The sequence below is a fragment of the Amycolatopsis sp. 2-15 genome (genome assembly GCF_030285625.1).
Classification (GTDB): Bacteria; Actinomycetota; Actinomycetes; order Mycobacteriales; family Pseudonocardiaceae; genus Amycolatopsis; species Amycolatopsis carbonis.
Genome location: NZ_CP127294.1, coordinates 2030703 through 2057166, shown reverse-complemented (window position 1 = coordinate 2057166; position 26464 = coordinate 2030703). Strand labels below are relative to the sequence as shown.

28 protein-coding genes are annotated in these 26464 nt (G+C 70.0%); 16 read left to right on the top strand and 12 right to left on the bottom strand.

Annotated elements, in window-relative coordinates; genetic code table 11:
• From QRX50_RS10170 to QRX50_RS10155, 4 genes are all read right to left on the bottom strand, one after another.
• On the bottom strand, positions 1-3606 hold the full coding sequence (locus tag QRX50_RS10170; protein ID WP_285971705.1) for a WXG100 family type VII secretion target: 3606 nt from the start codon (positions 3604-3606) through the stop codon (positions 1-3).
• A gap of 47 nt (positions 3607-3653) precedes the next feature.
• Complete coding sequence (locus QRX50_RS10165) at positions 3654-4202, bottom strand: WXG100 family type VII secretion target (protein WP_285971704.1); 549 nt, start codon at positions 4200-4202, stop codon at positions 3654-3656.
• Positions 4203-4297: 95 nt separating this feature from the next.
• On the bottom strand, positions 4298-4597 hold the full coding sequence (locus tag QRX50_RS10160) for a WXG100 family type VII secretion target (RefSeq protein ID WP_285971703.1): 300 nt from the start codon (positions 4595-4597) through the stop codon (positions 4298-4300).
• A gap of 44 nt (positions 4598-4641) precedes the next feature.
• Complete coding sequence (locus tag QRX50_RS10155; protein WP_285971702.1) at positions 4642-4980, bottom strand: WXG100 family type VII secretion target; 339 nt, start codon at positions 4978-4980, stop codon at positions 4642-4644.
• 364 nt (positions 4981-5344) lie between these two features.
• On the opposite strand from QRX50_RS10155, the gene QRX50_RS10150 reads away from it, so the two are divergent.
• The 5 genes from QRX50_RS10150 to phoU all read left to right on the top strand — a co-directional run bounded on the left by QRX50_RS10150 (position 5345) and on the right by phoU (position 12418).
• Positions 5345-6178, top strand: coding sequence for an alpha/beta fold hydrolase (locus QRX50_RS10150; RefSeq protein WP_285971701.1), 834 nt, complete (start codon positions 5345-5347; stop codon positions 6176-6178).
• Positions 6179-6668: 490 nt separating this feature from the next.
• Positions 6669-7244 carry an isopentenyl-diphosphate Delta-isomerase gene (idi, locus tag QRX50_RS10145; RefSeq protein ID WP_285971700.1) on the top strand — a complete coding sequence of 192 codons (576 nt, stop codon included), beginning with the start codon at positions 6669-6671 and terminating at the stop codon, positions 7242-7244.
• A 108-nt stretch (positions 7245-7352) separates the two neighbouring features.
• On the top strand, positions 7353-8027 hold the full coding sequence (locus QRX50_RS10140) for a GGDEF domain-containing protein (RefSeq protein ID WP_285971699.1): 675 nt from the start codon (positions 7353-7355) through the stop codon (positions 8025-8027).
• Positions 8028-8951: 924 nt separating this feature from the next.
• Positions 8952-11663 (top strand): LCP family glycopolymer transferase, encoded by a 2712-nt coding sequence (locus QRX50_RS10135; protein ID WP_285971698.1) that lies wholly within the window; start codon positions 8952-8954, stop codon positions 11661-11663.
• 83 nt (positions 11664-11746) lie between these two features.
• Positions 11747-12418, top strand: a complete 672-nt coding sequence (gene phoU / locus QRX50_RS10130) for a phosphate signaling complex protein PhoU (protein ID WP_285971697.1) — start codon at positions 11747-11749, stop codon at positions 12416-12418.
• 361 nt (positions 12419-12779) lie between these two features.
• Here phoU and pstB read toward each other — a convergent pair whose 3' ends face one another.
• From pstB to QRX50_RS10100, 6 genes are all read right to left on the bottom strand, one after another.
• Positions 12780-13556 carry a phosphate ABC transporter ATP-binding protein PstB gene (pstB, locus tag QRX50_RS10125; RefSeq protein WP_285971696.1) on the bottom strand — a complete coding sequence of 259 codons (777 nt, stop codon included), beginning with the start codon at positions 13554-13556 and terminating at the stop codon, positions 12780-12782.
• A 3-nt stretch (positions 13557-13559) separates the two neighbouring features.
• Complete coding sequence (pstA, locus tag QRX50_RS10120; RefSeq protein WP_285971695.1) at positions 13560-14474, bottom strand: phosphate ABC transporter permease PstA; 915 nt, start codon at positions 14472-14474, stop codon at positions 13560-13562.
• 2 nt (positions 14475-14476) lie between these two features.
• A complete protein-coding gene (gene pstC, locus QRX50_RS10115) occupies positions 14477-15397 on the bottom strand; it encodes a phosphate ABC transporter permease subunit PstC (protein WP_285971694.1) in 921 nt (306 codons plus the stop codon).
• Positions 15398-15594: 197 nt separating this feature from the next.
• Entirely contained in the window at positions 15595-16725 is a 1131-nt protein-coding gene (gene pstS / locus QRX50_RS10110; RefSeq protein WP_285971693.1) for a phosphate ABC transporter substrate-binding protein PstS, read from the bottom strand.
• Positions 16726-16949: 224 nt separating this feature from the next.
• Entirely contained in the window at positions 16950-17864 is a 915-nt protein-coding gene (mshD, locus tag QRX50_RS10105) for a mycothiol synthase (RefSeq protein ID WP_434533251.1), read from the bottom strand.
• A gap of 74 nt (positions 17865-17938) precedes the next feature.
• A complete protein-coding gene (locus QRX50_RS10100) occupies positions 17939-18676 on the bottom strand; it encodes a winged helix-turn-helix transcriptional regulator (protein ID WP_285971692.1) in 738 nt (245 codons plus the stop codon).
• A gap of 178 nt (positions 18677-18854) precedes the next feature.
• Here QRX50_RS10100 and QRX50_RS10095 point away from each other — a divergent pair, with 178 nt between their 5' ends.
• From QRX50_RS10095 to QRX50_RS10075, 6 genes are all read left to right on the top strand, one after another.
• Positions 18855-19754 carry an LmeA family phospholipid-binding protein gene (locus tag QRX50_RS10095; RefSeq protein WP_285971691.1) on the top strand — a complete coding sequence of 300 codons (900 nt, stop codon included), beginning with the start codon at positions 18855-18857 and terminating at the stop codon, positions 19752-19754.
• Positions 19755-19761: 7 nt separating this feature from the next.
• A complete protein-coding gene (locus QRX50_RS10090) occupies positions 19762-20208 on the top strand; it encodes a TlpA family protein disulfide reductase (protein ID WP_285971690.1) in 447 nt (148 codons plus the stop codon).
• A gap of 102 nt (positions 20209-20310) precedes the next feature.
• Positions 20311-20409: a putative leader peptide gene (locus tag QRX50_RS49445; RefSeq protein ID WP_353074115.1), complete on the top strand. Its 99-nt coding sequence runs from the start codon at positions 20311-20313 to the stop codon at positions 20407-20409.
• 82 nt (positions 20410-20491) lie between these two features.
• Positions 20492-20923: a DUF4395 domain-containing protein gene (locus QRX50_RS10085; protein ID WP_285971689.1), complete on the top strand. Its 432-nt coding sequence runs from the start codon at positions 20492-20494 to the stop codon at positions 20921-20923.
• A gap of 33 nt (positions 20924-20956) precedes the next feature.
• Complete coding sequence (locus QRX50_RS10080) at positions 20957-21790, top strand: sulfurtransferase (protein WP_285971688.1); 834 nt, start codon at positions 20957-20959, stop codon at positions 21788-21790.
• Positions 21791-21793: 3 nt separating this feature from the next.
• Positions 21794-22102, top strand: coding sequence for a DUF1416 domain-containing protein (locus tag QRX50_RS10075; RefSeq protein WP_285971687.1), 309 nt, complete (start codon positions 21794-21796; stop codon positions 22100-22102).
• 45 nt (positions 22103-22147) lie between these two features.
• Here the strand turns inward: QRX50_RS10075 and QRX50_RS10070 are convergent, their stop codons facing one another.
• Positions 22148-22507, bottom strand: a complete 360-nt coding sequence (locus QRX50_RS10070; RefSeq protein WP_285971686.1) for a helix-turn-helix domain-containing protein — start codon at positions 22505-22507, stop codon at positions 22148-22150.
• Positions 22508-22782: 275 nt separating this feature from the next.
• Here QRX50_RS10070 and QRX50_RS10065 point away from each other — a divergent pair, with 275 nt between their 5' ends.
• From QRX50_RS10065 to QRX50_RS10045, 5 genes are all read left to right on the top strand, one after another.
• Entirely contained in the window at positions 22783-22953 is a 171-nt protein-coding gene (locus QRX50_RS10065) for a hypothetical protein (RefSeq protein ID WP_285971685.1), read from the top strand.
• A gap of 132 nt (positions 22954-23085) precedes the next feature.
• A complete protein-coding gene (locus QRX50_RS10060) occupies positions 23086-23700 on the top strand; it encodes a heme-binding beta-barrel domain-containing protein (RefSeq protein WP_285971684.1) in 615 nt (204 codons plus the stop codon).
• Between the two features lie 22 nt (positions 23701-23722).
• A complete protein-coding gene (locus tag QRX50_RS10055; RefSeq protein WP_285971683.1) occupies positions 23723-24331 on the top strand; it encodes a 5-oxoprolinase subunit B family protein in 609 nt (202 codons plus the stop codon).
• Entirely contained in the window at positions 24331-25179 is an 849-nt protein-coding gene (locus QRX50_RS10050; RefSeq protein ID WP_285971682.1) for a 5-oxoprolinase subunit C family protein, read from the top strand. The genes QRX50_RS10055 and QRX50_RS10050 overlap by 1 nt, the downstream gene beginning before the upstream one ends.
• A 5-nt stretch (positions 25180-25184) precedes the next feature.
• The gene (locus QRX50_RS10045; RefSeq protein WP_285971681.1) at positions 25185-25628 is read left to right on the top strand and encodes a hypothetical protein; all 444 of its coding nucleotides are present in this window, start codon (positions 25185-25187) and stop codon (positions 25626-25628) included.
• On the opposite strand, the gene QRX50_RS10040 is transcribed toward QRX50_RS10045, so the two are convergent.
• On the bottom strand, positions 25610-26455 hold the full coding sequence (locus QRX50_RS10040) for an aminodeoxychorismate lyase (RefSeq protein ID WP_285971680.1): 846 nt from the start codon (positions 26453-26455) through the stop codon (positions 25610-25612). The genes QRX50_RS10045 and QRX50_RS10040 overlap by 19 nt on opposite strands.
• Between the last annotated feature and the right edge of the window lie 9 nt (positions 26456-26464).

The window sequence follows — 26464 nt, the reverse complement described above, 5'->3', positions numbered from 1 at the left end:
TCACTCGAGCACGCCCGAAGGCCGGCTCGCGGGACGGCCCCACGCGGACTCGTCCTGGCTCAGCAGGTCCGCCATCGTGCGCTCGGCCTCTTCTTCCTCGCCGTCCTCGGCTTCCGCAGTGTCCTCTTCGGACTCGAGCTCGTCGGGGTCGGGGCCGCCGTTCGTGGGCAGCTCGTCGGCGTAGAACTCGCCCTGGCCGGTCCGCACCCGCTGGTACGTCGCGAGGTGCGGCGAGTCCTCCGTGCCACCCGCGGGGCGCCACGGCTTGTCCGAGCGCTCCACCAGGTCGGTGACGAAGTCCTCCTCCCGCTCCTCGCGCTGCGAGAACACCGAGGAAGGCAGCAGGCCCGGCAGGAAGTCGGCCGTGCCGGCGTCCCACGCCGAGGTGTCCACGACCTCCGCGGCCTGGACCACGGCGATGCGCACCTCGTCGGGCTCGCCACCGCCGACGCCGCCCGCGATCGTGCCTTCGCGGTCGTCGTGCTTGCCGTTGTGCTGCTCGGAGTTCTGCGTGTTCTGGGGCGATTGCGTTGCCGGGCTCGCCGGGGTCGCGGCCGAGCCGGCCACGCCCCAGCCCGCTTGCACCGGCGGCACCACGACCGGGACAGCCGGGACCGCGCTCGTCGCCCAGCCACCCGAGCCGACCGCCGGCCGGTCGCCGGTGTCCCAGCCCGTGACGGGAGCCAGGTCGTCCGGGGTAGCCGCGGCCACCGGTTCGACCGGCGTGGCTTCGACGGGCGCCGGGTGCACCGGGGTCGGGTGGACCGGAGTGACGGGCACGGGGGCGACCGGAGTGGCGTCGATCGGCGCCGGTGCGGCGGGCACCGCGTCGGGCTGCGTCGGCCACGACGTCGCGGGCGCCGCCGGGGTGTCGCTGGCCACGGCCGGATCGCCGGCACCGGCCGGGACCTGGCCGTTCGTCCACGGCTGCGTGGTTCCGTCGAGCAGGCTCGCGGAGTCGGGCCGCTCGGTCGCGGTGCCCGTCGGCGCGGGGCCGCCCATACCGTTTTGCGGCGGAACGGCCAGGCCCGGCGTGCCGGTGTTGTCGACGTCGTGCGCGGCGGGCGTGTCGATACCGTCCACAGAGGACAGTCCCGGCGGCGCCCAGTCAGCCGACTTCGACGGCGGGGTGTCCCCGAACGAGTTCGGGTCACCGACGCCGGCCGGCGAGTTCACCAGCCACGCGTTGTCCACGCCACCGAGCAGACCGGCCGAGTCGGGCCGGTCTGCGGCCGGCGCGTTCGCACCAGCGCCACCACCCGCACCGCCCGGCGGCATCATCGGCATGCCCGAGCCCGTGCCACCGGCACCGACCTGACCAGGACCGTTCGCCGCGTTCGGGTCGGCCAGCGACTCCGGCAGACCCGGCGGCGGCACCAGGTTGCTCGAGTCGAGCCCCTGCACCCCGCCGAGCCCACCGCTGTCACCGGCACCGCCGGCGCCCGCGTCCGCTCCGGGCGGCGGAGCCCACGAGGCCGACTTGAGCGGCGGCGTCTCCCCGAACCAGGTCGGGTCGCCGATGCCCTGCGGGACGTCGGTGAGCCACGGCTTGTCGATGCCCCCGAGCAGACCCGCGGAGTCCGGCCGGTCGCTGCCCTGGTTGGCCAGGCCGCCCGCACCACCACCCGCGCCGCCCGGCGGCATCATCGGCATGCCCGAGCCCGCGCCACCGGCACCGGCCTGACCAGGACCGTTCGCCGCGTTCGGGTCCGTCAACGACTCCGGCAGATCCGGCGGCGGCACCAGGTTGCTCGAGTCGAGCCCCTTGATCGCGCCGGGGCCGTCCGTGCCCGCGCCGCCGAGGCCGCCGGCGCCGTCGAGGTTCGCGCCGCCCGCGCCACTGGTCCCACCGGCGTCACCAGGCGGCGGAGCCCACGAAGCGTGGCTCAACGGCGGGGTTTCGCCGAGCGAGGTCGGGTCGCCGATGCCCTTCGGGATGTCCGAGAGCCACGGCTTGTCCACGCCACCGAGCAGACCCGCCGAATCCGGCCGGTCGCTGCCCTGATTGCCCAGACCGCCCGCGCCACCCGCACCGGTGGGCGGCGGCATCATCGGCGGCGGCGGGATGGCGCCCTGGTTTCCGTTGTTGCCGGTGTCCTGCAGGCCCGGCGGCAGGTCCGACGGGTTCAGCGCGTTGTTCGACAGGTTGTTGCCCAGGCTGGCGTTGCCCGGCGGCGGCGTGAGAGCCGGCGGCTTGAGGTCGCCGAGACCACCACCGCCACCCGTGCTGCCGGGACCACCGGTGTTGCCGAGGCCGAGGTCGCCGAGGCCACCGCCGCCCTTGACGTCACCGGGCGGCGGCGTGAGCGCGGGCGGCTTGACGTTGAGGTTGCCGAGGCCGCCTCCGCCCTTGGTGTCGCCGTTGTTGGCGCCCGTCGAACCGGGCGGCGGCGTCAGGTTGGGCGAGGTGAACGGAGGCAGGTTGCCGAGACCACCGTTCTGGCCACCGTTCTGCCCGCCGTCGTCGCCCCCGATCGAGCCGGGAGGCGGCGGCAGGTTCGGCGAAGTCAGCGGAGGCGGCGTGGTGTCGAAGTTGTTCAGGCCGGCGCCACCCGGCCCACCACCGGGGCCGCCGCCACCGGTCGTGTCGAGGTTCGGCGGAGCGACGTTGAGGTTCTTGAACGGCGGCGGGTCACCGGCACCACCGTCGCCGCCACCGAGGTCACCGGGCGGTGGCGGGATGGCCGCGGCGTTGAGGGGCGGCGGATTGCCCGCGCCACCGGTCCCGTCACCACCACCGGTGTCACCCGGGGGCGGCGGGATCTCGGGCGGCGGGACGTTGCCGCCACCACCGCCGTCGCCACCACCGGCACCCCCGCCGGGTGGCGGGACGTCGGTGGGCGGCGGGATGTTCGGGGGCGGCGGGAGGTCGCCGCCACCGCCACCGGGCGGTGGGACGGGCGGCGGAGGTGGCGGGGCCTGGCCGGGCGGCGGCGGGGTGTAGCTGGCGGTCGCGACGGTGTTGTACTTCCCGGCGAGCGTGTTGCCGACCTGACGCATGTCGTTGGTCATCATCTCGACCGCGTCGGGGAACTGTGAGATGAAGGCCCGCCCGTCGCCGAGCACCTTGCCGCGCGCGATGACCTGCTCGGCGTAGTAGCTGTCGATGTAGCGAAGGGTGTTCTGCGCCCATTGCAGGTAGGCGGCCGAGTTCACGAGCTGGGTCGGGATGTCGCGCGCACCGCCACCGCCGTCGGTGATCATGTGCACGAGGGCGTCGAACTTGCCGCTCAGGTTGGCGGCGAGCACCTTGAAGTTGTCGGCGGCGGTGCCCTTCCACGGTCCGTCGTCACCGGCGAGGGCGGCGGTCTGGTCCTTGATGGCTTGGGAGATGGCGGCGAGGTTCAGCTGCGTCGTCTGGAAAACGCCGGCGGCGGCTTGCAGCGACTGCCAGTTGACGTTGCCGTAGGCCCGGTCCAGGTTGTCCTGACCACCGGTCATCGAACCGCCGCCGAGGATGGCGGCCTCGATCTGCTTCCAGGTCAGCCCGTCGAAGTCCTTGCCGGGATCCCCGGTGGTGTTCGACTTCCCGTTACTGCTGGAATCGGGCCAGATGCCGTCGTCGTCCTGCTGGAACCCGTTGCTGTTATTCGGGTTGTCTGCCATCTTCCCTCGTTCGCCTCGAACCTGGGACCGCCGCCCCGTGGGACCGGTCAGCTGTGCTTGTTGCCCGCGTTGTTGATTTCGTTGCTGACGTTGCCGAAGTACTGGTTGTACTTGTCCATCGTCATGTTGTTGGCCTCGTCGGCGTCGTCGTAGGCCTTCGACGCCGTGTTCACGGCTTCGGAAAGGTCGTGCAGCGACGTGATGAGATCCTGGATCGTGGCGCGCGTGGTGTCGCGCACCCCGCCGGGCCCGACAATCGGCTGGGTGATCTTGCCGTTGGCGGTGGCGAAGATACCGGGCTTGACGGTGATCCCGTCGAGCTGGCCGGGCAGGTCCTTGAGCGGGCCGTCGGCGAGGGTCTGCATGTTCGTGGCGAAGGTGCGCATCGCCTCGGTGTTGACCGTCGTGACGCCCTTGCCGGGGTGCTCGGCGCCACCGGGAACCGCAGGCGGCGTGGTGACGGTGCCCTGCGGGATCCACTGGTTGTCGACCGGCGGCGGGGTCTGGTCACCCGGGCTCTTGAACGGTCCGGTTGTCGTGGCCGATCCGCCGCCCGGGGTGCCGGTCGTCGATCCGTCGTTCGTTCCGTAGGTCATGTGTGCTCACTGTCCTTTCAGGTCTGCGGACCCGGTGGGGACACCGGGGGCGCGGCGGGTGACCCACCGCGCCCCGGGGACCCGCGACGCCGGCATCAGCGCTGCGCGAACCGCTGCGCGTTGCCGCTCTCGGTGGTCGAGGTGCCCTCGTTGATGGTCGACAGGGTCTGCGAGGCGGCGTCGAGCGCCTGCGGCAGAACCTGGGCCTGCTGGTGGCACCACTCGTACGTCGACTGGAACTCGTCGGCCGCGGAACCGGTCCAGTGCTCGCGCTGCGCCTGGATCTTGCTGTGCATCTCTTCGAGCAGCGAGGTGATCTGCTGCGCCTGCTGCTTGGCCGTCCCGACCGTGTCGCCCATCGCGGCGAAGTTGATCTGGAAGTTGCCCAAAGCCATGGATCTGTCCTCTCGGGAAAAAGCGTGGGTGGGTTTCGAGCCGATCAGAAGCCGTTGAGTCCGCCGCCGCCGATGACGGTCGCGTTGGTGCGAGCGAGGGTCGTGTTGTGCTCGTCGCCGCTGTCGTAGTCCGCCGCACCCTGGGTGACGTGCTCCGAAAGGGTGGTCAGGCGCTGCACGATCTTCTTGACCGTAGTGTCGAACTCGCCCATGGCCTGGTGGAAGATCGTGGCGGAGTCCGACCGCCAGGTGCCGAGCAGTTCCTGCATGGTCGAGTCCACCTGGCCACCGACGCTCGTGATGCCGTCACCCGTGCTGGTGATGGTGCTCGCACCCTGGCGCATGACCTGGGTATCGACCTTGGCGCCGTCCTGCGAAGCCATGCTCTTCTCCTCTGGTTGGTTTTCTTCGGTTGTCGACTTGTAGTCGAAGCTGCTCGCCGTCAAGACGACGGTTCTTCGCAAATGCCGTGACGCCGCTTCACACTTCCGAGGTTCGAGAAGGCTGACCGGAGCCGGCGAGGTAACGGTAAGTGAGTGAGCGATACCACGCGCTCGGTTGTTCCCTTATGGACACAGGTCGCGGACGCGGGGGCAACGGTGTTCACGACCGGACAAACAGGACATGCCCCAGCAAGGCCCGGGTGCGGCTGACCGGATCGGTCCGCAATTTGCCCCTTTTTCCGCCCAGACCTGCATGAGAGGCCATCGCCGGAAAGTGTCGGTGTGCCCCCGTAGAGTGCGAGCCGTGATCGACCAGCTCACCATTCCGACCGAAGCAGGCTCTTTCGACGCGATCGCCTCCGGGCCGGAGGACGGTCGCCCCGTGCTGCTGCTCCACGGTTTCCCCGAGGCCGCCGTGGAGTGGGAACACCAGGTGGCGACCCTCGGCGTGCTCGGCTACCGCGCCGTGGCACCCGACCAGCGGGGGTACTCGCCGGACGTTCGACCGGAACAACCTGCGGAGTACGGTATTTCTACCCTGGTGGACGACGTCGTGGCAATGGCGGATGCGTTGGGGTGGCCGAAGTTCGACCTTGTCGGGCACGACTGGGGTGGGGCCGTCGCGTGGTGGACCGCGGACGCGCACCCTGACCGGCTGCGCAGCCTCGCGGTGGTGTCCACTCCGCACCCGGCGGCTCTCGCGGCGGCGATGAAGACCGACGAAGACCAGCACCTGCGCTCGGCGTACATGACGGAGTGGCGCGCGACCCCGGCCACGGAGCGGAAGATGCTCGCCGAGGGCGCCCGCGCGTTGCGCGACATCTTCGAGCGCCGCATCCCGCCGAGCCGGATCGACGAGTACGTGCGGCGCCTCGAGGAACCAGGCGCGCTCACGGCCGCGCTGAACTGGTATCGCGGCGGGCGGCCGGGCGGGAAGATCGGCAAGGTCGAGGTGCCGACGCTCTACGTGTGGTCCACCGAGGACGTCGCTTTCGGCTCCACCGCGGCGCTCGACACCGGCAACTGGGTCACCGGGCCGTACCGGTTCGAGATGCTCGAGGACGTGTCCCACTGGGTCGCCGAAGAAGCCCCCGAGGCCCTCACCTCCCTCATCGTGGCGCACCTCGACAGCCACTGACGAAGGGACCGGCCCGGGTTTCGTTGGCACACGGGAATTATTACTGACATCCGTCCAATTCGGACCGGTGGACAAGATCGTTCACCCGAGGCGGGCACGCGCTGACCTGCGGGCCGATCGCTGTCACGGACTGTGCTGTCCGGCGTGGTTCGCCGGGGGCGGTTTGTGGTGTCGATTTTCGCTCCCGCGTGAGGATTTCCCGTTGTCGCCGGGTTTCCGGGCGTTCGGCAACCGTGCGTCAAGGGCCGGGTCGGTGGTTCACCCGAGCCGGGCCGAGCAGCGGCGCGAGGCCCTCGGCGGTGACGGATCGTGTCGGCCGACCGGACCGTGCGCCGTTTTGTCCACTTCGGACTCAACCGTTCACCCGAGGCGGTCACGTGGAGGCTTGACCGTCACGCACCGTGCCGCCCCGCCACCCGAACCGGGATGAACGGCACGGCCACCCGCCTTGCGGTACCTCGTCCGTGGAGCTCTGGTGTTCAGTGGTCACGTGGACACCATCACCGAATCCGAATCCGAGTCCGAGCGCGTCGTCTTCGTCACGGAGGACGGCGTGCCGACGGGAGAGACCGGGCCGAAGCTCGAGAGCCACCACGGCGAGACGCGGCTGCACCTCGCGTTCTCGTGTTACGTGCTGCGCCGTTCGGATCAGGCGTTGCTGATCACGCAACGGGCGTTGGACAAGAAGGTGTGGCCGGGGGTGTGGACCAACAGCGTGTGCGGACACCCCGCGCCGGGCGAGCCACTGCCCGACGCCGTGCGGCGGCGCGCGGCGTACGAGATCGGGCTGCCGGAGCTGCGGGACCTGGAGTGCGTGCTGCCGAAGTACCGGTACCGGACGCCGCCGTTCCAGGGGATCGTGGAGAACGAGTTCTGCCCGGTGTTCGTCGCGTGGGCCGATCGCGACCCCGAGCCCAACTCCGCGGAAGTCGGTGACTGGCGGTGGATCTCGTGGCCCGATTACGTACAGTTGCTCGAAGGCACTGGGGTAAACGTGAGTTACTGGGCCAAAGACCAGTATGCGCAGCTCAAGGGCAAGAAACCGTTTTCGTCGCTGGGGCGGTAGAACTTCGGTGCGTGACAAAGCGAGGCCCATGTCGTCCACTTGAGCGATATTCGCTTTCGCGCGTACCGATGCCTCAAGACGCCGCTCCTTTAAGACGACAACCATGAGGTGGCGGAGGTGGGTGTGGCGGCCGAGGACGAGCTCACGGCGGGTGCACCCGCTCCCGATCTGCTGAGCCTGCACGAGACCATCGCCGGCATGTTCGCCAAGCAGGGCGACTGGCGCCGGGCCTACGAGCACCTGCGGTCCGCGCTCGACATCGCGCGGGCCGGCAGCCTCCGGGACACGCTGACGTCGAGCTACAACCGCCGTTACCTCGACCAGCGGCTGCCCGGGCTGCCGGCCGCGCGCGGGCTCGCCGTCGCGCTGATCGACCTCGACCGGTTCAAGCACGTGAACGACACGTACGGTCACCTCCTCGGCGATCGCGTGCTGTGCCGCGTTGCCGACCTGCTGCAGGAAGAGCTGCCGCCCGACGGGTTCTGCGCCCGCTACGGCGGTGAGGAGTTCGCGCTCGTGCTGCCGGGCGTCGACGCGCCGAGGGCCGTGCGGATCGTCGAGGCCGCCCGCACGCGCGTCGCCCGTCACCCCTGGTCAGAACTTCAGCCCGGCTTGAGAGTCACCATCAGCGCGGGCCTGGCGCACGCTTCCGCCGGCCCGGTGTCCGCCCAGCGGCAACTCCTGCGCGCGGACAACCTCCTGTACGCGGCGAAACGCGCGGGGCGCAACAAAGTCGCCTATCACGACCGCGAAACGACGCACGTCATTACCCACTCTGAGTAACGTAAACGCGGCGTACTCCCTTTTGCCTACGCCAATCTTCACCTGTTCGTCCCCTTCGGGCCTCCGTGGGTCGACTCATGGTGAAGAAATTCGCGGGAGGGTGTCGTCACGAACGGCGGGTATCCGTACGATAACGAAAACCTCCCGAGGAACGACGTGCCCTGGGAGAGCCGGAACGAAAGGCCCCGCCGCCGGTTCGTAAGCGCCCGAAGTGCGAAAGGAGTCCGAGTGCCCGACGATCGCCCCCTCCCCGGCACCGGTCGCCACTCGGACAACGGCACCCCCCGCACCCGCGCCGGCCGCCGCCGCTCCATGGAAACCCAGGGCGGCATCAGCGTCTCCGACGTCGTGGCCCGCCACACCGGCGAACGCCCGGCCTTCGACACGGAAGACCCGGACCCCGGCTCGCGCCGCGCGGAGCCCGGGGGGCGGTCGAACGGCAGCTCGCATCCGGCGGAGTCGAACGGCAGCTCCCGCGTGGGCGGGCCCAACGGCCACTCTGCCGCGCCCGGCTCCCGCTCGGCTTCGCGCCGGGCCGAGGACTCCGAGTTCGATGGCAGTTCACACCTGGCGGAGTCCAACGGCAGCTCTCGCCTGGGCGGCCCCGGCAGCTCACACCTCGCGGACGAGACCTACTCGACCTCTTCCCGCTCGCACCGCGCCGAGCAGCCGCCACCCCGCGGCCGCCGCGCCCGCCCCGACGACGACCCGCCCGCCGCACCTTCGGCGGGCGGCCCCGTGCCACACGCGGATTCCCCGGGCCGCGCCTCGCACGCCGCGGATGCGCCCGAGCCTCCTCCCTCGCGCGGACCCCGCCGAGCCGCACCGGAACCGCCTTCCCCGCGCCGCCCGACGACCTCGCAGCCACTCCCCACCGGCCGCCGCCGCGCCCCGGAACCCCCGGCCCCCGGCGGCAGCCACGCCGTGCCCGACCACGGCCCGGACTTCGCCGACCTCCCGGCCGCCGAACCCCCCGGCCGCCACGGCACTTCGACGCCGCCCGAGCCCGCGAACGGCCGCCCCCGCGGCCGCACCCCCGGCCCGACGGGCGCCGCCCCCCTACCCCCGGCCGAACGCCCCGCCCGCCCCAACGGCCAGCGCCCCGGCCCGAACGGTATGCCCGGCGCGGGCGGCGTTGCCGCCCCGAATGGCAACCCGGGCCCGAACGGCATGCCTCCCGCCAACGGCATGCCGCGTCCCGGCGGCCCTGCCGGTCCGAATGGCAAGCCAGGCCCCAATGGCAAGCCCAGCTCCCAGACCGGCACGAATGGCGTGCCGGGCCCGAACGGTGCTGCCGGACCCAATGGCAAGCCCGGCTCCAATGGCAAGCCCGGCCCGCGACCCGGCACCAATGGCATGACCGGCGCGAACGACGTGCCAAACGCAGTTGGCCCTGCCGGCTCCCGTGGCAAGACCGCGCCGGATGGCACGTCCGGCCCCCATGGCGTGCCAGGAGCGGCCGGACCCAATGGCAAGGCAGGCCCGAATGGCATGCCGACGGCCAACGGCATGCCGCGCCCCGGCCGCCCTGCCGGGGCGAATGGCAAGGCCGGGCCGAATGGCAAGGCTGGTCCCAGCGGCATGCCAGGTCCCGGTGGGATGCCGGGGCCGGACGGCTCTGCCGGAGCAACGGGCAAACCGGGGCATCACACCGGGCCGAATGGCAACCCCGCGGGCAACAGCATGCCGGGGGCCGGCGGCGCTGCCGGGCCGAACGGCAAGGCGGGTCTCAACGGCAAGGCTGCACCGAATGGCATGCCAGGCCCCGGTGGGATGCCGGGACCGGATGGTCTTGCCAGTGCGAATGGCAAGACGGGGCCGAATGGCATGTCCGGGCCGCACGGTGTGCCGGCGGCCGATGGTGCTGCCGGGCTGAACGGCAAGGCCGGGGCGAATGGCAAGCGGCGGCCCCAAGCCGGCGCGAACGGCCGGCCCGGGCCGAACGACGCCGCCAATGGCAAGCCCGGCGTGCCCGGCAAGTCCGGCGTGCCCGGCAAGTCCAGCGTGCCCGGGGCAGACCAAGGCCTCGCGGCCGACGGCTTCAACGAGAACGACCCAAGCACCGAAGCCGACCAGAACAATCAAGCCACCCCGGGAGCCGAGCGCACTCAGCTCACCTCCCCCGTGGGTGAGCGCACCCAGCTCACCCCGCCCGTCAACGGCAAGCGCCCTCCTCGCCAGCGTCGCCCGCCCGCGCGGCCCGCAGGGGTGCCGGCGCGGTCGGAGCTCGATCCGTTGACCATGACGGACGAGATGGAGGCGATCGACGAGGCCACGCAGTACCGCCGGAAGATCGACCACACCCTCGCGCGTTTCTCGGCCGCCCACGACGAGATGCTGGCGGAGGAGGACAAGCGGCGCGAGCGGATGGCGCGGCTGACCGCGCGGCCCGTCGCGTTGTTCGAGCAGACGCGCACCGCTCTACAGCGCGTGGTGGCGCCCACGGGGATGATGAAGGCGGTCCCCGCCGAGGAACCCGAGGACGCCGAAGAGAACCCCGAAGAGCGCGCCCCGCAAACACGGCTGCAGGAAAAGAAGCAGCGCCACAACGAGCGAACCATCCGCATCGGCCGGGTCGTGCTCATCGTGCTGGCCGTGCTGGTGTTCCTGGGCACGGGTGTGGCCTGGGGGGCGGTGAACTGGTTCGACGCCAAGTTCACCCAGGTGTCCGCGCTCGACGAGAACTCCTCCGACATCCGCAACGCCGACGCCCAGGCCAACGACGAGAACTTCCTCATGGTCGGCTCCGACAGCCGCGACGGCGCCTCCGCGGAGGAAGGCGTCGGCACCGCCGAGAGCAACCCCGGCGCCCGCTCGGACACCGTGATGGTCGCCCACGTGCCGGCCGACCGGAAGCGCGTGGTCGTGGTCTCGTTCCCGCGCGACCTCGAGATCAACCGGCCCGACTGCAACCGCTGGGACCCCTCGAAGTCCGCCACCACGGACGAGGTCGTGTCGGGCCAGAGCATCGCGAAGCTCAACACCGCGTACGCCGTGGGCGGCCCGCAGTGCGTCACGAAGGTGATCCAGAAAATCACCGGCCTGCGCATCAACCACTTCGTGGGCATCGACTTCAACGGCTTCAAGGACATGGTCGACGCGGTCCACGGCGTCACCATCAACAACGAGAAGCCGATCGACGACGAGGTGCTCGGCAAGGTCCTGCTGGAGACCGGCGACGTCAGCATCTCCGGCGACCAGGCCCTCAACTACGTGCGCGCCCGCCACGTGAAGGGCGACCCGACGTCCGACTACGGCCGCATCAAGCGGCAGCAAGCGTTCATCGGGGCGCTGCTGAAGAAGGTCATGTCGTCCGACGTCGTCCTCGACCCGGGCAAGCTGTCCGCCTTCATCACGGCGTTCGCGAAGGCCACCTTCGGCGACAACCTCGGTGTGCAGCAGATGATGACGCTCGCCCAGTCGATGCGCGGCGTGGACCCGTCCAAGATCAACTTTATGACCGTGCCCACCACCGGCACCGCCAACAAGCGCGGCAACGAGGTACTCGTGCAGTCCAGAACAGACTCGCTGTTCGACGCCCTGCGCGAGAACACCCCGCTCCCCGGCGAAAAGACCGCCACCGCCGCCAATGCGGGCAGCTCAGCCAAGATCGACGGCAAGGGCACCGAAGGCTGAAGCGCGGGATTCGTTAGACCGGATTCACGTGCGGTTCACCCGGCGATGCGGTATTCGGACAACGCGCGTCGTAGGGTGTCTCCATGCGTGAGGCTTACCATGTCGAACTCGAACAGCTCGCCGAGAACCTGGCCGCCATGTCGGCTCAGGTCGCCGAGGCGATGGAGCTGGCCACCAAGGCACTGCTGGAGGTCGACCTGGCCCTCGCGGAGCAGGTGATCAGCGACGACGCGAAGGTCGACGACGCGCGCGCCGAGTGCGAGGAGCAGGCGTACGCGCTGCTCGCCCTCCAGGCACCCGTCGCCACGGACCTGCGCACCGTGCTCGCCGCCATCCACGCCGCCGAGAGCCTGGAGCGCATGGGCGACCTCGCCCTGCACGTCGCCAAGGCCACGCGGCGTCGCCACCCCGAGGCGGTGCTGCCGGAGTCGGTGAAGCCGTACTTCACCGAGATGGGCCGCGCCGCGGTGAAGCTCGCCCGCCAGGCCGAGCAGGTCATCAAGTCCAAGGACGTCAACGCCGCCAAGGACCTCGAAGCCGAAGACGACCAGGTCGACGACATCCACCGTCACCTGTTCACCGTGCTGATGGACCGCGAGTGGCCCTACGGCGTCGCCGCGGCCGTCGACGTCACGCTGCTCGGCCGCTTCTACGAGCGCTACGCCGACCACGCGGTCTCGGTCGCCAAGCGCATGATCTTCGTGGTCACCGGCCGCATGCCGGGCTATGACTCCGACGAGGACCTCAACGTCTGACCTCGCGGTCAGTCCACAAAGGCCTTTTGATCAGAAGGCGGTTCGACCGTCCACTTCGACCTTGGGCCGACGTTAGTTTCTCCTCGCTGACACCGCCGAGGCGGAAGCCGCTCAGCCCGCTCCCGCCGCGGCTAACTCGACGTGCGCGCTGGACAAGGCGCGGCTCGCTGGCGCCCAGAAGGCACTCGGCGCGGCCAAGGCCACCGGTGCCAACGCCGCCGACAACGCGGCCGTCAACGCGGCCCGGCAGGCCATCGCCCGCGACTGCTGACCAGCACGGGCACCAGCACCACCAGACGAACCGGCCCCTCCGTCCACATCGGACGGAGGGGCCGTTTTCACCACAGACCAAAGAGAACGATCAGCCGAACCGGCCCGAGATGTAGTCCTCGGTCGCCTTCTCGTCCGGGTTGGAGAAGATCTTCTCCGTGTCGTTCAGCTCGACCAGCCGGCCGGGCTGGCCGACGCCGGCCAGGTTGAAGAACGCCGTCTGGTCGGAAACCCGCGCCGCCTGCTGCATGTTGTGCGTGACGATGACGATCGTGTACTCCTTCTTGAGCTCACCGATCAGGTCCTCGATGGCGAGGGTCGAGATCGGGTCGAGCGCGGAGCACGGCTCGTCCATGAGGAGCACGTCGGGCTGCACCGCGATGGCACGCGCGATGCAGAGCCGCTGCTGCTGACCACCGGAGAGGCCGCCGCCCGGCTTGTTGAGCCGGTCCTTGACCTCGTTCCACAGGTTGGCGCCGCGCAGTGCGCGCTCGGCGATCTCGTCGAGCTGCTTGCGGTTCTTGGTGCCGCCAAGGCGAAGCCCGGCCACCACGTTGTCCTTGATGGACATCGTGGGGAACGGGTTGGGGCGCTGGAACACCATGCCGATCGTGCGGCGCACCTGCACCGGGTCCACGGCCGAGGCGTAGATGTCCTCGCCGTCGAGCAGCACCTCGCCCTCGACCCGCGCACCCGGGATGACCTCGTGCATCCGGTTGAGCGTGCGCAGCACGGTCGACTTACCGCAGCCCGACGGCCCGATGAACGCGGTGACGTTGCGCGGCGGCACGTTCAGCGTGACGCTGTCCACGGCGTGGAACTTGCCGTAGTAGATGTCTACGTCCTTGACGTCGATTCGCTTGGCCATGACTCACTTCTTCTTCGGGGCGAGGAGCCGGGAGAGCAGGGTGGCGAGCAAGTTCAGGATCGCGATGATGATGACCAGCGTCAACGCCGCGCCCCAGATCCGGTCGAAGCCGACGCTCCCGGGGTCGAGCGAGTTGGTGACCCGCTCGTTGTTCATCACCAGCGGCAGTGCGGCCTGCTCGCCGTCGAAGGGATTCCAGTTCACGTAGGCCGAGTAGCCCACGAGGACCAGCAGCGGCGCCGTCTCGCCCATCACGCGGGCGAGCGCCATCATGATGCCGCCGATGATGCCGGACATCGCCGTCGGCAGCACGATCTTCATGATCGTCTTCCACTTCGGCACACCCAGCGCGTAGGACGCCTCGCGCAGGTCGTCCGGCACGATCCGCAGCATCTCCTCCGACGAGCGGACGACCACCGGGATCATGAGCAGCACCAGCGCCAGCGACACGGCGAAACCACTGCGCGGCAGGCCGAGCGTGGTGATCCACAGCGCGTAGATGAACAGCGCGGCCACGATCGAGGGGACACCGGAGAGGATGTCGACCATGAACGTGGTGGCCTTCGCGAGCTTGCCGCGGCCGTACTCGACCAGGTAGATCGACACCAGCAGGCCGATCGGCACCGCGATGATCGCGCAGATCAGGCCCTGCTCCAGCGTGCCGACGATGGCGTGCAGCACACCGCCGCCGACCTCGTCGCTGAGCACGGAGCCGAAGTCCTCGGTCCACCAGTTCGAGAACGGGATCCGCTTGATGCCGTTGACGATCACGGTGTAAAGCACCCACACCAGCGGCACCACGGCGATCAGGAACGCCAGCCACACGAGCACGGTGGCGACGCCGTTCTTGGCCTTGCGGGTGAGGCTGACCTGCTGGAACGCGGGGGTCGTCGCGGGACGTTCGAGCGTTGTGGACATGCTCAGTCCCCCTTCTTGCTGATGATGGACCGGGCGGCGAAGTTCACCAGGAAGGTCAGCACGAACAGCACCAGGCCCGCCGCGATGTACGCGCCGGCGGAGGTGGCGTTGTTGAACTCGCTGTAGTTCGCGGCGATCTTCGACGCGAACGTCGCACCACCGTCGAAGAGGCTCCAGTCGAAGTTGCGGCCCTGCGGGATGAGCAGGATGACCGCGAGCGCGATGGTCTCACCGAGCGCGCGGCCGAGGCCCAGCATGGACGCGCCGATGTAGCCGGCCTTGCCGAACGGCAGCACCGTGGTGCGGATGACCTCCCAGCGGGTGGCCCCCAGCGCCAGCGCGCCTTCGATGTGCGGGGTCGGCGTGCGCTCGAAGACCTCACGCGAGAGCGACGTGATGATCGGCAGGATCATCACCGCCAGCACGATGCCGGCCGTGAAAATCGTGCCGCGCACGTTCGGCTGCACGTTGCCGGGCGCGAAGAGCGGGAACCACGAGAACGTGGAGTTCACCCACAGCGAGAACGGCTCGATCGCCGGGGCGAACACGAGAATGCCCCACAGGCCGAAGATGATCGACGGCACGGCGGCCAGCAGGTCGATCACGTAGGCGAACCCGCGGGCGAGCCGCTTCGGCGCGTACTGCGTGAGGAACAGGGCGATGCCGAGCGAAACCGGCATGGCGATGATCAGCGCCACTACGGAGGTGGCCACGGTGACCTCGAACAGGTCGGCGATGCCGAACGCCATGTTCTCGGGGTCGTTGGTCGACCACCCGTGGTTGAACAGGAAGTTGACCTTGTCGACCCGCAGCGCCGGGATGGCCTGGATGATCAGGAAGATTCCGATCAGGCCGATCAGCGCGACGATGAAGATGCCGGCCCCGGTGGTCAGGTTCTGGAAGATGCGGTCACCGGCCCGCACCTTCTTCGGCTTCTCCTGCGCGGGTGGCCTTTCGGCGCCGGCGCGGATGTTGTGTCCGAAATCGGATCCTCCGGGAACGCTCGGGCGGACGACGAACGCCCACCGGGGCCGCCGGTGGGCGTTCGCGTCGAGGATGACTCGCTCATCGACTGGTTCGGTCCTGCGAATACTTGTTATTCAGCCAAGTCGAGGATAAGTCAGGAAATCGCCTTGATGGCAGTCAGTACCTTGTCCTGCAGGCTCTGCGGGATCGGCACGTAACCCTTGCTCGACAGCTGCTGCTGGCCGGTGGTGGCCGACGTGGTCAGGAACGCCTTGACGGCCTTCGAGACGTCCGGGTTCGAGTACTTCGAGCACACGAGCTCGTAGGTGGTGAGCAGCAGCGGGTAGGCACCCGCGACGTTGCTCGCGTAGATCTTGTTCAGGTCGAGCGCGAGGTCGTTGGAGCCCGCGTTCAGGAAGGTCGCGGAGTCAAGCGACTTCGCGACGTTCTCGGCGGACAGCGCGACGCCGCCGGAGCCGCTGTCGATCAGGGCCGGGGTGACGCCGTCCTTGGCGAACGCGCCCTCCACGTACGTGATCGAGCCGTCGGCACCCTTGACCGTGGTGGCGACACCGTTCGAGCCGGAAGCACCGTTGCCGACGCCACCGTTGAACTTCTTGCCGGCGCCCTTGGTCCAGTCGGCCTTGGCCGCCGCACCGAGGTACTTCTGGAAGTTGTCAGTCGTGCCCGACTCGTCCGAGCGGGAGACGACCTGGATCGCCTTGTCCGGGAACGTGAAGCTCTCGTTGCCCTTGACCGCCTTGATGGCCGGGTCGTTCCACTTCGTGATGCCACCGCTGAAGATCTTCGCGATCACGGACGGCGTGAGGACGAGCTTGTCGACACCCGAGAGGTGGTAACCGACGGCCACCGGGCCGACGACCATCGGGATGTTCCACGCCGGGGAGGCGCAGCGCTTGTTGGCGGCCTCGAGGTCCGCGCCGGTGGCCGGGGAGTCCGTGCCACCGAAGTCGACCTGGTTGCCGTTGAACTGCTTGACACCCGCGCCCGAGCCGCTGGCGGTGTAGTTGACCTGCTGGCCACTGCACTGCTTGCCGTAGGCGAGCTTGAAGACGTCGATGGCGTTGTTCTGCGCCGTCGAGCCCTCGCCGGAAAGCGGGCTCTTGCCACCGCAGTCGACCTGCGCGGTGCCGGTGGCGGCGGGGGCGGCGGCCGAGCTGGAGTTGCTGCTGTTGCTCGCCGCAGGGTCGCTACCACAGGCGGCGAGCACCAGGGCGGCGCTCGCCACGATGCCCACGGCACCAAGGGGCCGCATGATCTTCACTGCATTTCCTCCACTCGGAGACTTCGCCGGATCGGCACGCATCTCAGCGCGCCGGATCCGGACATTAGGCAGCCCCGGTGGACGGTCCCCCTTGCTCACATGAACGCAAAGTGAACAAGGCACCGTATGTGAGCAGGACGACTACGCCGAAAGGGTGTCGTGTCCCTGCCGTGACCTGCATGTACGCAGAAAGTAACGCGGTGCGCGCATGCCGTCGATGGTGACTACCGACCGTACTGGACGTCGGTTTCGAAACGTGTGAACCCCAGTTTCGAATAGACCGCCAGTGCCGGTGCGTTGTCGCCCTCGACATAAAGGATTACTTGTCGTAATCCCTTCTCGCGCAAGTACCGCAGGCCCGCGAGCGTCAGCGCCTTGCCGAGACCGCCACCCTGCGTGCCCGGATCGACGCCCACGACGTAGACCTCCCCGACCGGCTCACCGCCGAACCGGCCAGGCACGGGCTCGTGCACTTTCGTCCAGTGGAAGCCCACGACGTCGCCACTCTCGTTCTCGGCCAGGAAGAAACCGGCCGGGTCGAACCACGGCTGCCGTTCCTCGGCGCGCAGCTCGTCGACACTGAACGCGCCCTGCTCCGGGTGCCAGTCGAACGCGCGCGCGTTGACGGCGATCGTCGCCTCCTCGTCCTGCCCCGGCACGAAGGTGCGCAGCCGCAGTCCTTCGCGCAGCACGGGTTCGGGCCAGTCGGCGCCTTCGACCTCGACGTGCAGGATCAGCAGCTCGCGCTGCCGGCCGAGGCCGAAGTCCTTCGCCAGCGCGGCGGCCGCGGCGCTGTCCCCGTGGGCCCAGACGCGGGCGCCCTCGGCGGCCTTCGCGTCGAGCTCGCGGGCCAGCGCGGTGCCGACGCCACGGCGGCGGTAGTCGGGATGCACCACGACCTCCGCAACTTGGCGGCCGTAGGAGTCGCCCTCGGTGTCGAGGTGCGCGTAGCCGGCGGGCTTGCCGTCGAGGCGCGCGAGCAGGTGCAGCCCGCCCGCGAACTCGCGCGGCAACGGACCGCTCGCGTCGACCTCGGGCCGCCCGTCGGCAGCCTTCGCCGCGAGCAGCACCTCACGCACGGCTTCCGCCGCGTCCGCCTCGAGTTCCGCTGTCCAGCCCGTCAGCTCTGTTTCCGCCACGAAGCCGACATTACCCACGTGCGGCACCGCGTGAAGGCGCTCGTCGGGGGAATCGCGGAAGGGCGCGAGCGAATTCAGTGGCTGGTGTACTCGGGCGCGGATTCGATGGCCGGCGCCGCCTGCTTCGCACCGGACTTCGCCGGGCGCTCGAACTTGTAGCCGACGTTGCGGACCGTGCCGATCATCTGCTCGTGCTCCGGGCCCAGCTTTGCGCGCAGGCGCCGCACGTGGACGTCGACCGTGCGCGTGCCGCCGAAGAAGTCGTAGCCCCAGACCTCCTGCAGCAGCTGCGCGCGGGTGAAGACGCGCCCGGCGTGCTGCGCGAGGTACTTCAGGAGCTCGAACTCCTTGTACGTGAGCTCGAGCGTGCGCTTGCGCAGGCGCGCGGTGTAGGTGGCCTCGTCGATCACGAGGTCGCCCACGCGCAGCTCGGCCTCGACCTGGCCGGAGACGCCGTCGCGGGTCGTCACGAGCCGCAGGCGCGCGTCGACCTCGGCGGGGCCGGCGGTCGGCAGCAGGATGTCGTCGGTGCGCCATTCGGAGCTCACGGCCACCAGGCCGCCCTCGCCGACCACGGCGATCACGGGCGTGCTCGCCTCGTCGTCGCCGGCGCCCTTGAGCAGGCGGCAGAGACTCTTCGCCGAAGCGAGGTCGCTACGCGCGTCGAGCAGGATGACGTCGCGATGCCCGGCGTCGAGCAGGGCCGTCACCTCGGGCTCGCGGACGCGTACGGTGTGGGGCAGCAGATCCAGCGCGGGAAGCACTGAGGTGGGGTCGGCTTCCGCGGTAAGTACCAGAAGGTCCAGGCTCATGGAGCCACACCGCCTTCACAAAGTCAGGGCCTGGCGCACGGCCTCGAACGTGGGCCTCGGTCGGTGCTGAGTGAGAATACCGGGTGAACAACACGTCACCTAGCTCGTGCTGGATCGATCACACCTGGCCGAACCCCAGGAAGCGCCCCGGCCCCCGACGAACAGGAGTACCGACGCGATGGTGAGCAGGCCCGTGACGCCGGACGACCGACCGGCTCCTCGGCCGGACAACCGGCGTCGCGGACGGCGCGTCCGCCGCTGGGTGATCGTGCTCGGGGTCCTCGTGATCCTGCTGGTCGGAGCCGATTTCGGGGCCGCCGCGTTCGCCGAGCACACGATCTCCCAGAAGGCGCGCGAGCAGCTGAGCCTGACCGACGACCCGTCGGTCGACATCCACGGCTTCCCGTTCCTCACACAGGCGCTCTCGGGTGATTACAGTCACATCACGGTCTCGGCCGACGGCGTGCCCGTCGGCGGCGAACTGCGCGATCTGGGCGTGAGCGCGGAGCTCGAAGACGTAACCGCGCCGTTGTCCGACCTCACCGCGGGCAACACCAAGAACGTGAAAATCGGCAAGCTCACCGGCGCCGTGACGATCAAGGCGTCGGACATCGCGCGCATCTCGCCGCTGGACAAGATCCAGAACCTGCGCATCGACCAGAGCACCGAGGCCTACGTCAAGTACGGCGACACCGATCAGGGCCAGGAGCCGGACCCCACACCGACCAACTCCGCCGGCGAGACGGAGGACGGCAACACCGCCGGCGTGCGCCTGTCGGGCGACGTGCAGGTGGCCGGTCAGAAGGTGGAGATCTTCTGCTTCGCGCTGATCGAGCTCAAGGACAAGACGATCACGATCACCCCCCACCGGCTGCAGTTCGGGAATGACCACGAGACCACCGTCGTTCCGGAGTCAGTGCAGAAGGCTCTGATGCCGAACTTCCGCGCCACGATCGACACGAGCACGCTGCCGCTCTCGGTCACCCCGACCGCGGTGCGCGTGGACAGCGGTTCCGTGACGATCAAGGGCGAGGCGACCAGCGTGAACTTCTCGGATCTGTCGACGACGAAGGGGTGAGTGCCCGGTGACCGGAGTCTGGGTCCTGCTGGCCACGCTGATGGTCGCGGTCGTGGCCGGCGCGCTGCTCAAGGCGCGCAACGGACGGGTGCGCGCGGCCAAACCGGCCGCCGCGGCCCGCGACCTCGCCCAGCTGCCCGCTCCGGTCGCCGAAGCGCTCGACCCGGCCGCGGCCGTCACGCTGGTGCAGATCTCCACCACATTTTGCGCGCCGTGCCGCCACACGCGCGCCATCCTGTCGTCGCTGGCCGACAAGACCGAGGGGCTGCACCACGTCGACCTCGACGTGACCGAGCAGCCCGAGGTCGCCCACGCCCTGTCCGTGCTGCGCACCCCCACCACGCTCGCCCTGACCAACGACGGCCGCGAGCTGCTGCGTGTGGGCGGCGTGCCGAAGGGTCCGGAGCTGCTGGAAGCCCTGCGTCCGCACCTGGCCGAAGCGGACGTCCGCTGACCGGCGGAGACCGCTTCACCGGCTGTTTCCCACCTGCCGGGACTCGTCCCAAGGTATGAACGCGGTTCCCAGCCGGTTGGAGCACTGGGTACCCTCGGCGGCGTGGACGAGCTGCCCATCACCCTCCTGACGCAGCGCCGCGCGGTGGATCTGTGCCGCGTGCGCAGCAGCTTGTGTCCGCGCACCTCGCGCCGGCGCTGAACCACGTCGTCCGCCGGTTTTCGCACGCTCCACCCGTCCGTGCTTTCGCACGCCCCTCGCCTCGCCCTCAGCAGGAGGAACCATGCCCGCCGGACCGGCCGTCGACCCGCGTGGCCCGCGGTTCGCCGCGATCATCACCACGATCGTGCTCGCCGTGGTGCTCGTGACGCAGTGGTGGCCGCTGCTGGCCCTCCAGACCGTGGTGTTCGCGATCGGCGCGTTCATCGGTCTCAAGCCGGCGCCGTACTCCGTGCTGTACCGCGCGCTCGTCGCGCCGCGGCTCGGTCCGCCGACCGAGCGCGAGGACGCGGCGCCGCTGCGGTTCGCGCAGGCCGTGGGCTTCGTGTTCGCGCTCGTGGGCACGATCGGCTTCGTCGCCGGCGTGACCCCGCTCGGCATCGTCGCGACGGCGTTCGCGCTGTTCGCCGCGTTCCTCAACGGCGCGTTCAACTTCTGCCTCGGCTGCGAGATGTTCCTGCTGATCAAGCGCTTCAGCCCCGCGCGGGCTTCCTAGCAGTGTCAAACCCCAGAAGGAGAGTTCGCTTCCATGAGCCGTGAAGACGCCCTGGTCACCACCCAGTGGGCCGAGGACAACCTGGACACCCCCGGAGTGGTCTTCGTCGAGGTCGACGAGGACACGACCGCCTACGACGCCGGGCACATCCGCGGTGCGGTGAAGCTCGACTGGCGCAACGACCTGCAGGACGGCGTGCGCCGTGACTTCGTGAACAAGGCCGCCTTCGAGAAGCTGCTCTCGGAGAAGGGCATCTCGAACGACGACCGCGTGGTCCTCTACGGCGGCAACAACAACTGGTTCGCCGCCTACGCCTACTGGTACTTCAAGGTCTACGGCCACCAGAACGTGCAGCTGCTCGACGGCGGCCGCAAGAAGTGGGAGCTCGACGGCCGTGAGCTCAACGCCGACGACGTGAAGCGGGACGCCACCGAGTACAAGGCCAAGGAGCAGGACCTGTCGCTGCGCGCGTTCCGCGACGAGGTCGTGCAGGCCATCGGCGCGAAGAACTTCGTCGACGTGCGTTCGCCGGACGAGTTCTCCGGCAAGCTGCTCGCCCCGGCACACCTGCCGCAGGAGCAGTCGCAGGTGCCGGGCCACATCCCGGGCGCGCTGAACGTGCCGTGGGCCAAGGTCGCCAACGAGGACGGCACCTTCAAGACCGAGGACGAGATCAAGGACCTCTACGCCGAGGCCGGCATCGACGAGTCGAAGGCGACCATCGCCTACTGCCGCATCGGTGAGCGTTCATCCATCGCGTGGTTCGCGCTGCACGAGCTGCTCGGCTACTCCGACGTGAAGAACTACGACGGTTCGTGGACGGAATACGGCTCGCTGGTCGGCGTGCCCGTCGAGTTGGGAGCGTAGTAAATGGCTGACGACGGTTGCGGCGCCCCGGTCCAGGTGGCCACGCCCGCTGACTTCGACACCAACGGCCAGGTCGTGCTGGCCGGCAAGGTGATCGGCACCGACGGCCCGCTGGGCGGCGCGTTCGTGCGCCTGCTCGACGGTGGCGGCGACTTCACCGGCGAGGTGGTCGCCTCGCCCGAGGGCGACTTCCGCTTCTACGCGGCGCCGGGCTTGTGGACGGTGCGCGCGCTGCATCGCACGGGCAACGGCGAGGCCTCCGTCACCGCGGAAGGCCCCGGCCTGCACCAGCTGGCGATTTCGGTCGGCTGACGCGCTTTTCCGTGAAGGGCCCCTGGGTTTTGCCCCGGGGGCCCTTCACTTGTCTTCGGCCAGGACGCGCTCGGTGTAGGCGCGCAGCGAAGGGCACGTCTCCACGGGGTGGTCGCGCGGGCAGCGCGCGAATTGACCCAGGAATGTCTCCGCCACGGTCAGTTTCCGGCGCTGCTCCACGATTTCCTCGGTCCGCACGCGGATCGCGGCACGCCAGTCGCCGACTTCGGGGCCGTGCAGGATCAGCGCGATGTCTTCGAGGCTGAGCAAACCGGTGTCCTGCAACATCTTCACGATGGTCAGGCGGTGCAGCTCGGCCTCGCCGTAGAGGCGTTTGCCCGCGGCCGCGACGGTGATTCCCGGTTCGATCGCGCTGCTCGCGTACGCGTTCCCTGAGCCGCGCACCCGCGCCCGATGATGGGCTGGTGGGGCACTGTCGTCGGCTCGGCGTCGTCGCGCTCGCACGCGCGGCTCGAATCGGCCGAGTTGTCCACACCGACACCACGTTGTCGACAACTCGGCTCATTCCCGGCTTGGCCAGAGGTTTTGTCGGGTCGGAACGCGTGCTGCCGCTGGGAATCCCGCCGGAGCGGCCGGCGGGTTCGCGTTCGGAATCTCCGGTGCAGACAGCCCATATCAGCCGGCGCTCGGGTTCAGCGTCACTCGACGTGGGGTTGTGCGTGACGCCGACCCACATCGTCGGGCTCGCGGGTGTGCAGGGCGAGCGCACGGGCATCGCGTCGGCCACCGTCAACGCCGCCCGCCAGACGGGCACGGCCCTGGGTGTGGCCGCGCTCGGAGCCCTGCTCGTCGTGACTGTGCTCACCGCGACGACCCTGCGCGGAGCCTGAGGGCGCCGGGCCGACTATTGTCCTCGCTGTGGAGACCCTGTTTTCGATCCTGCTGGCCCTGGCGGCGATCGCCATCGTGTGGTTCGCCTGCTACGTCGTCTACCGGCTGTACGCCGACCAGCGCTGAGCACCATGACCGCCAGTGGCGACGATGCCATCGCGGCCGCCCAGGAGCGCGCGGCGAGCACCCGCACCCGCAACCTGCCGTTGTGGGACGACCTGCCGATCCCCAACGACACGGCCAACCTGCGCGAGGGCCCGAACCTGAACGACGCGTGCCTCGCGCTGCTGCCGATGGTCGGTGTCTGGCGCGGTGAGGGCGAGGTCGACTACCCCACAATCGAGGGGCCGGTCAAGTTCGCGCAGCAGCTCACCATCGCGCACGACGGCCGCCCGTTCCTCACGCACGAGGCCCGCACGTGGCTGCTCGACGACGAGGGCAACGTCATCCGCCCCGCTGCCCGCGAGAGCGGGTTCTGGCGGCCGCAGGAAGACGACACGATCGAGCTGCTGCTCACGCACAGCTCCGGCATCGTGGAGCTCTACTACGGCAAGCCGCGCAACCAGACGTCGTGGGAGCTGGGCACCGACGCGGTGATCCGCACGGCCACGGCCAAGGACGTCACCGCGGCGCAGCGGCTCTACGGCCTCATCGAAGGCAGCCTCGGCTACGTCGAGGAGCGCGCCATGATGGGCCAGGAGATGCAGCCGCACGTGTCAGCTCTGCTGCACCGCGTCGTCGGCTGAGCAGGGCCTTTAAGCTCTGTCCATGCTCTGGCGGCCCTGCGGCGAGCACGCCGCCCTGCTCGACTGCGACTCGCTCGCGTTGATGACCGCCGCCCGGGCCACGGTCGAGGCCGCCGGCATCGACGGGATCGCGGAGCTCGTGCCCGGGGCCCGCAGCCTGCTGGTGGTGGCCGAGCCCGGGTCGCGCGCTTTGTCAGCCGTACGAGAGCTGCTCGACGGCGCCGACCTCACGCACCCGCCCGCCGGGTCGCCGCACGAGGTCACACTGGACGTCCACTACGACGGCGAGGACCTGTCACTCGTGGCGCGCGACGCCGGGGTTTCCGTGGCCGAAGCCGTCGCCCTGCACACCGAAGCCGAATACACCGTCGCGTTCACCGGCTTCGCACCCGGATTCGGCTACCTGACCGGACTGCCGGACGCCCTGCGGCAGCCCCGGCTCGAGTCCCCGCGCACGAAGGTCCCCGCCGGGGCCGTGGGCATCGGGGGCGAGTTCACCGGCGTCTACCCGCGCGAGTCCCCCGGCGGCTGGCGGCTGCTCGGGCACACCGACGCGACGCTGTTCGACCCCGCCGCCGAGCGGCCCGCGCTGTTCGCACCCGGCGACCGCGTGCGCTTCCGGAGCGTGTGATGCGCGTGCTGGAGATCGTCCACACGGGACCGCTCGCGCTGGTGCAGGACCTCGGCCGGCCCGGTTACGCGCACCTCGGTGTGCCCCCTTCGGGTGCCCTCGACGCCGACGCCCTGCGCCTGGGCAACCGCCTGGTCGGCAACCCCGAGGACGCGGCCGGGATCGAGGCGTTGCTGGGCGGGCTGGCCGTGCGGGCGACGGCGCCGTGCACGGTCGCCGTGACCGGCCCCCTCGTGCCGGTGCGGGTGGACGACCGGCACGTCGGTTCCCACGCGGCCGTCTCACTGCGGGCGGGGCAAACGCTTGCGCTCGACCGCCCGACGGCCGGTTTGCGCTGCTACCTCGCGGTTTCGGGCGGGATCGCCCTCGAGCCGGTGCTGGGCAGCCGTTCGCGGGACGTCCTGTCGGGTATCGGTCCGGAACCGCTGGAAGACGGCGTCTCGCTGCCGCTCGGCCCGGTCACCGGAGTCCCGGCGGGAGCCGACGTCGTGGTCGCCCCCGCGTTACCCGAACGGCTCGTGGTACCGGTGGTCCTCGGCCCGCGCGACGACTGGTTCACCGACCTCGTCGAGGGCCTCGGGGCCTGGTGGACGGTGACGCCGGAGTCCAACCGCGTCGGCCTGCGCCTCGACGGCCCGCCACTGCGGCGCGCGAACACCGCCGAGCTGCCGAGCGAAGGCCTCCTGACCGGCGCGATCCAGGTCCCACCGAGCGGCCTGCCCGTCGTTTTCCTCGCCGACCACCCCACGACTGGCGGCTATCCCGTGGCCGCCGTGGTGAGACGCGGGTCACTCGGCGCACTCGCGCAGGCACGCCCCGGAACCTCTGTGCGGTTCCGCTCGTCTTGAAAAGCGTGGAACGGGTAACGGTCACGAGTGGGACAGGCGTCCTGGAGCTGAACAGGGTCCTGGAACCGAACGGTGGCGCGCGCGTCGAGCTGCCGCAGTCGTTGCGCATCGCGCTGGCCACGGGCCAGCTGCGGCGTCCGCTGGCCAAGACCCTGCGTGACCTGCTGGACCTGCTCGTCGACGGCTGTTACCAGGTCGACGGCCCCGCCCGCCTCGACTCCGACGAGCCCCTCGTGCCCACCGCGACCTGGCCGCCCGACGACGAGGCGCGCGTCGCGTACTACCGCACCGCGATCCGGACCGGCCACCGTCCCGTGGCCGTCGTGCTGTCCGGCACCCGGCCGTTGATCCTGGACGGGCACCACAAGATCGCCGCTTACGAGGCCGAAGGCGTGCGCGCGTCCGCCGTGGTGATCAGCGAGGCGCCGGCTCAGTACTCGCCTTCGTAGGCCGCCACCAGCTCGCGGTGCAGCTCCGCCGAGTCGGGCAGCGCGGTGCCGTCCAGCGTGTGCACGCGGGTGACGAGCCGGACCGACGACGCGAGGAACACCCCGTCGGCCGTCGCCAGGTCAGCGGCCGAGAACGGCTCCACCTTCACGGTCCAGCCGGCCTTCTCCGCACCGCGGAACAGCGCCGCCTGCGTGGTGCCCGGCAGGATCCCGACAGTGGACGGCGGCGTGTAGAGCGTGCGCTCACGCGCCAGCACGACCGTGGACGTCGGGCCTTCCAGCACGGAACCGTCGGCAGCGGTGAAGATCACATCCTGTGCGCCCCGACGGCCGGCCTCGCGCAGGGCGGCCATGTTCACGGCGTACGAGACGGTCTTCGCGCCCAGCAGCAGCCACGGCGCGCGCTCGGCGACCTCGGGTCCGAAGCCGCGCTCCAGCGTCACCGCGGCGACGCCCTCGGCGCGGGCGCGGCGCACCTTCTCGTCGATCTCCATGCCGATGGCGAACGCGGTCGGCGTGCCGGCCGGATCACCGTCGATACCCCGCGTGTACACAAGTTTCAACGCGATTTCCCGGCCACCGGCCCAGTTGTCGATCACGGCGCGAGCGGCCGTCTCGAAGGCGGCGAGGTCGGGCGCGGGCAGCTCCAGCATCGCCGCGGAACGGGCGAGCCGGTCGAGGTGCGGGCGCAATTCCCGCGGCTTTTTGTCGGCCACGAGGATGGTCTCGAACACCCCGTCTCCGCGCAGCAAACCGAGGTCGTCCACACGAATGTGGGCGGCTTCGGGGTCGGCCAGGGTTCCGTCGAGGAAGGCAAGGACGCGCATAGTGTCACG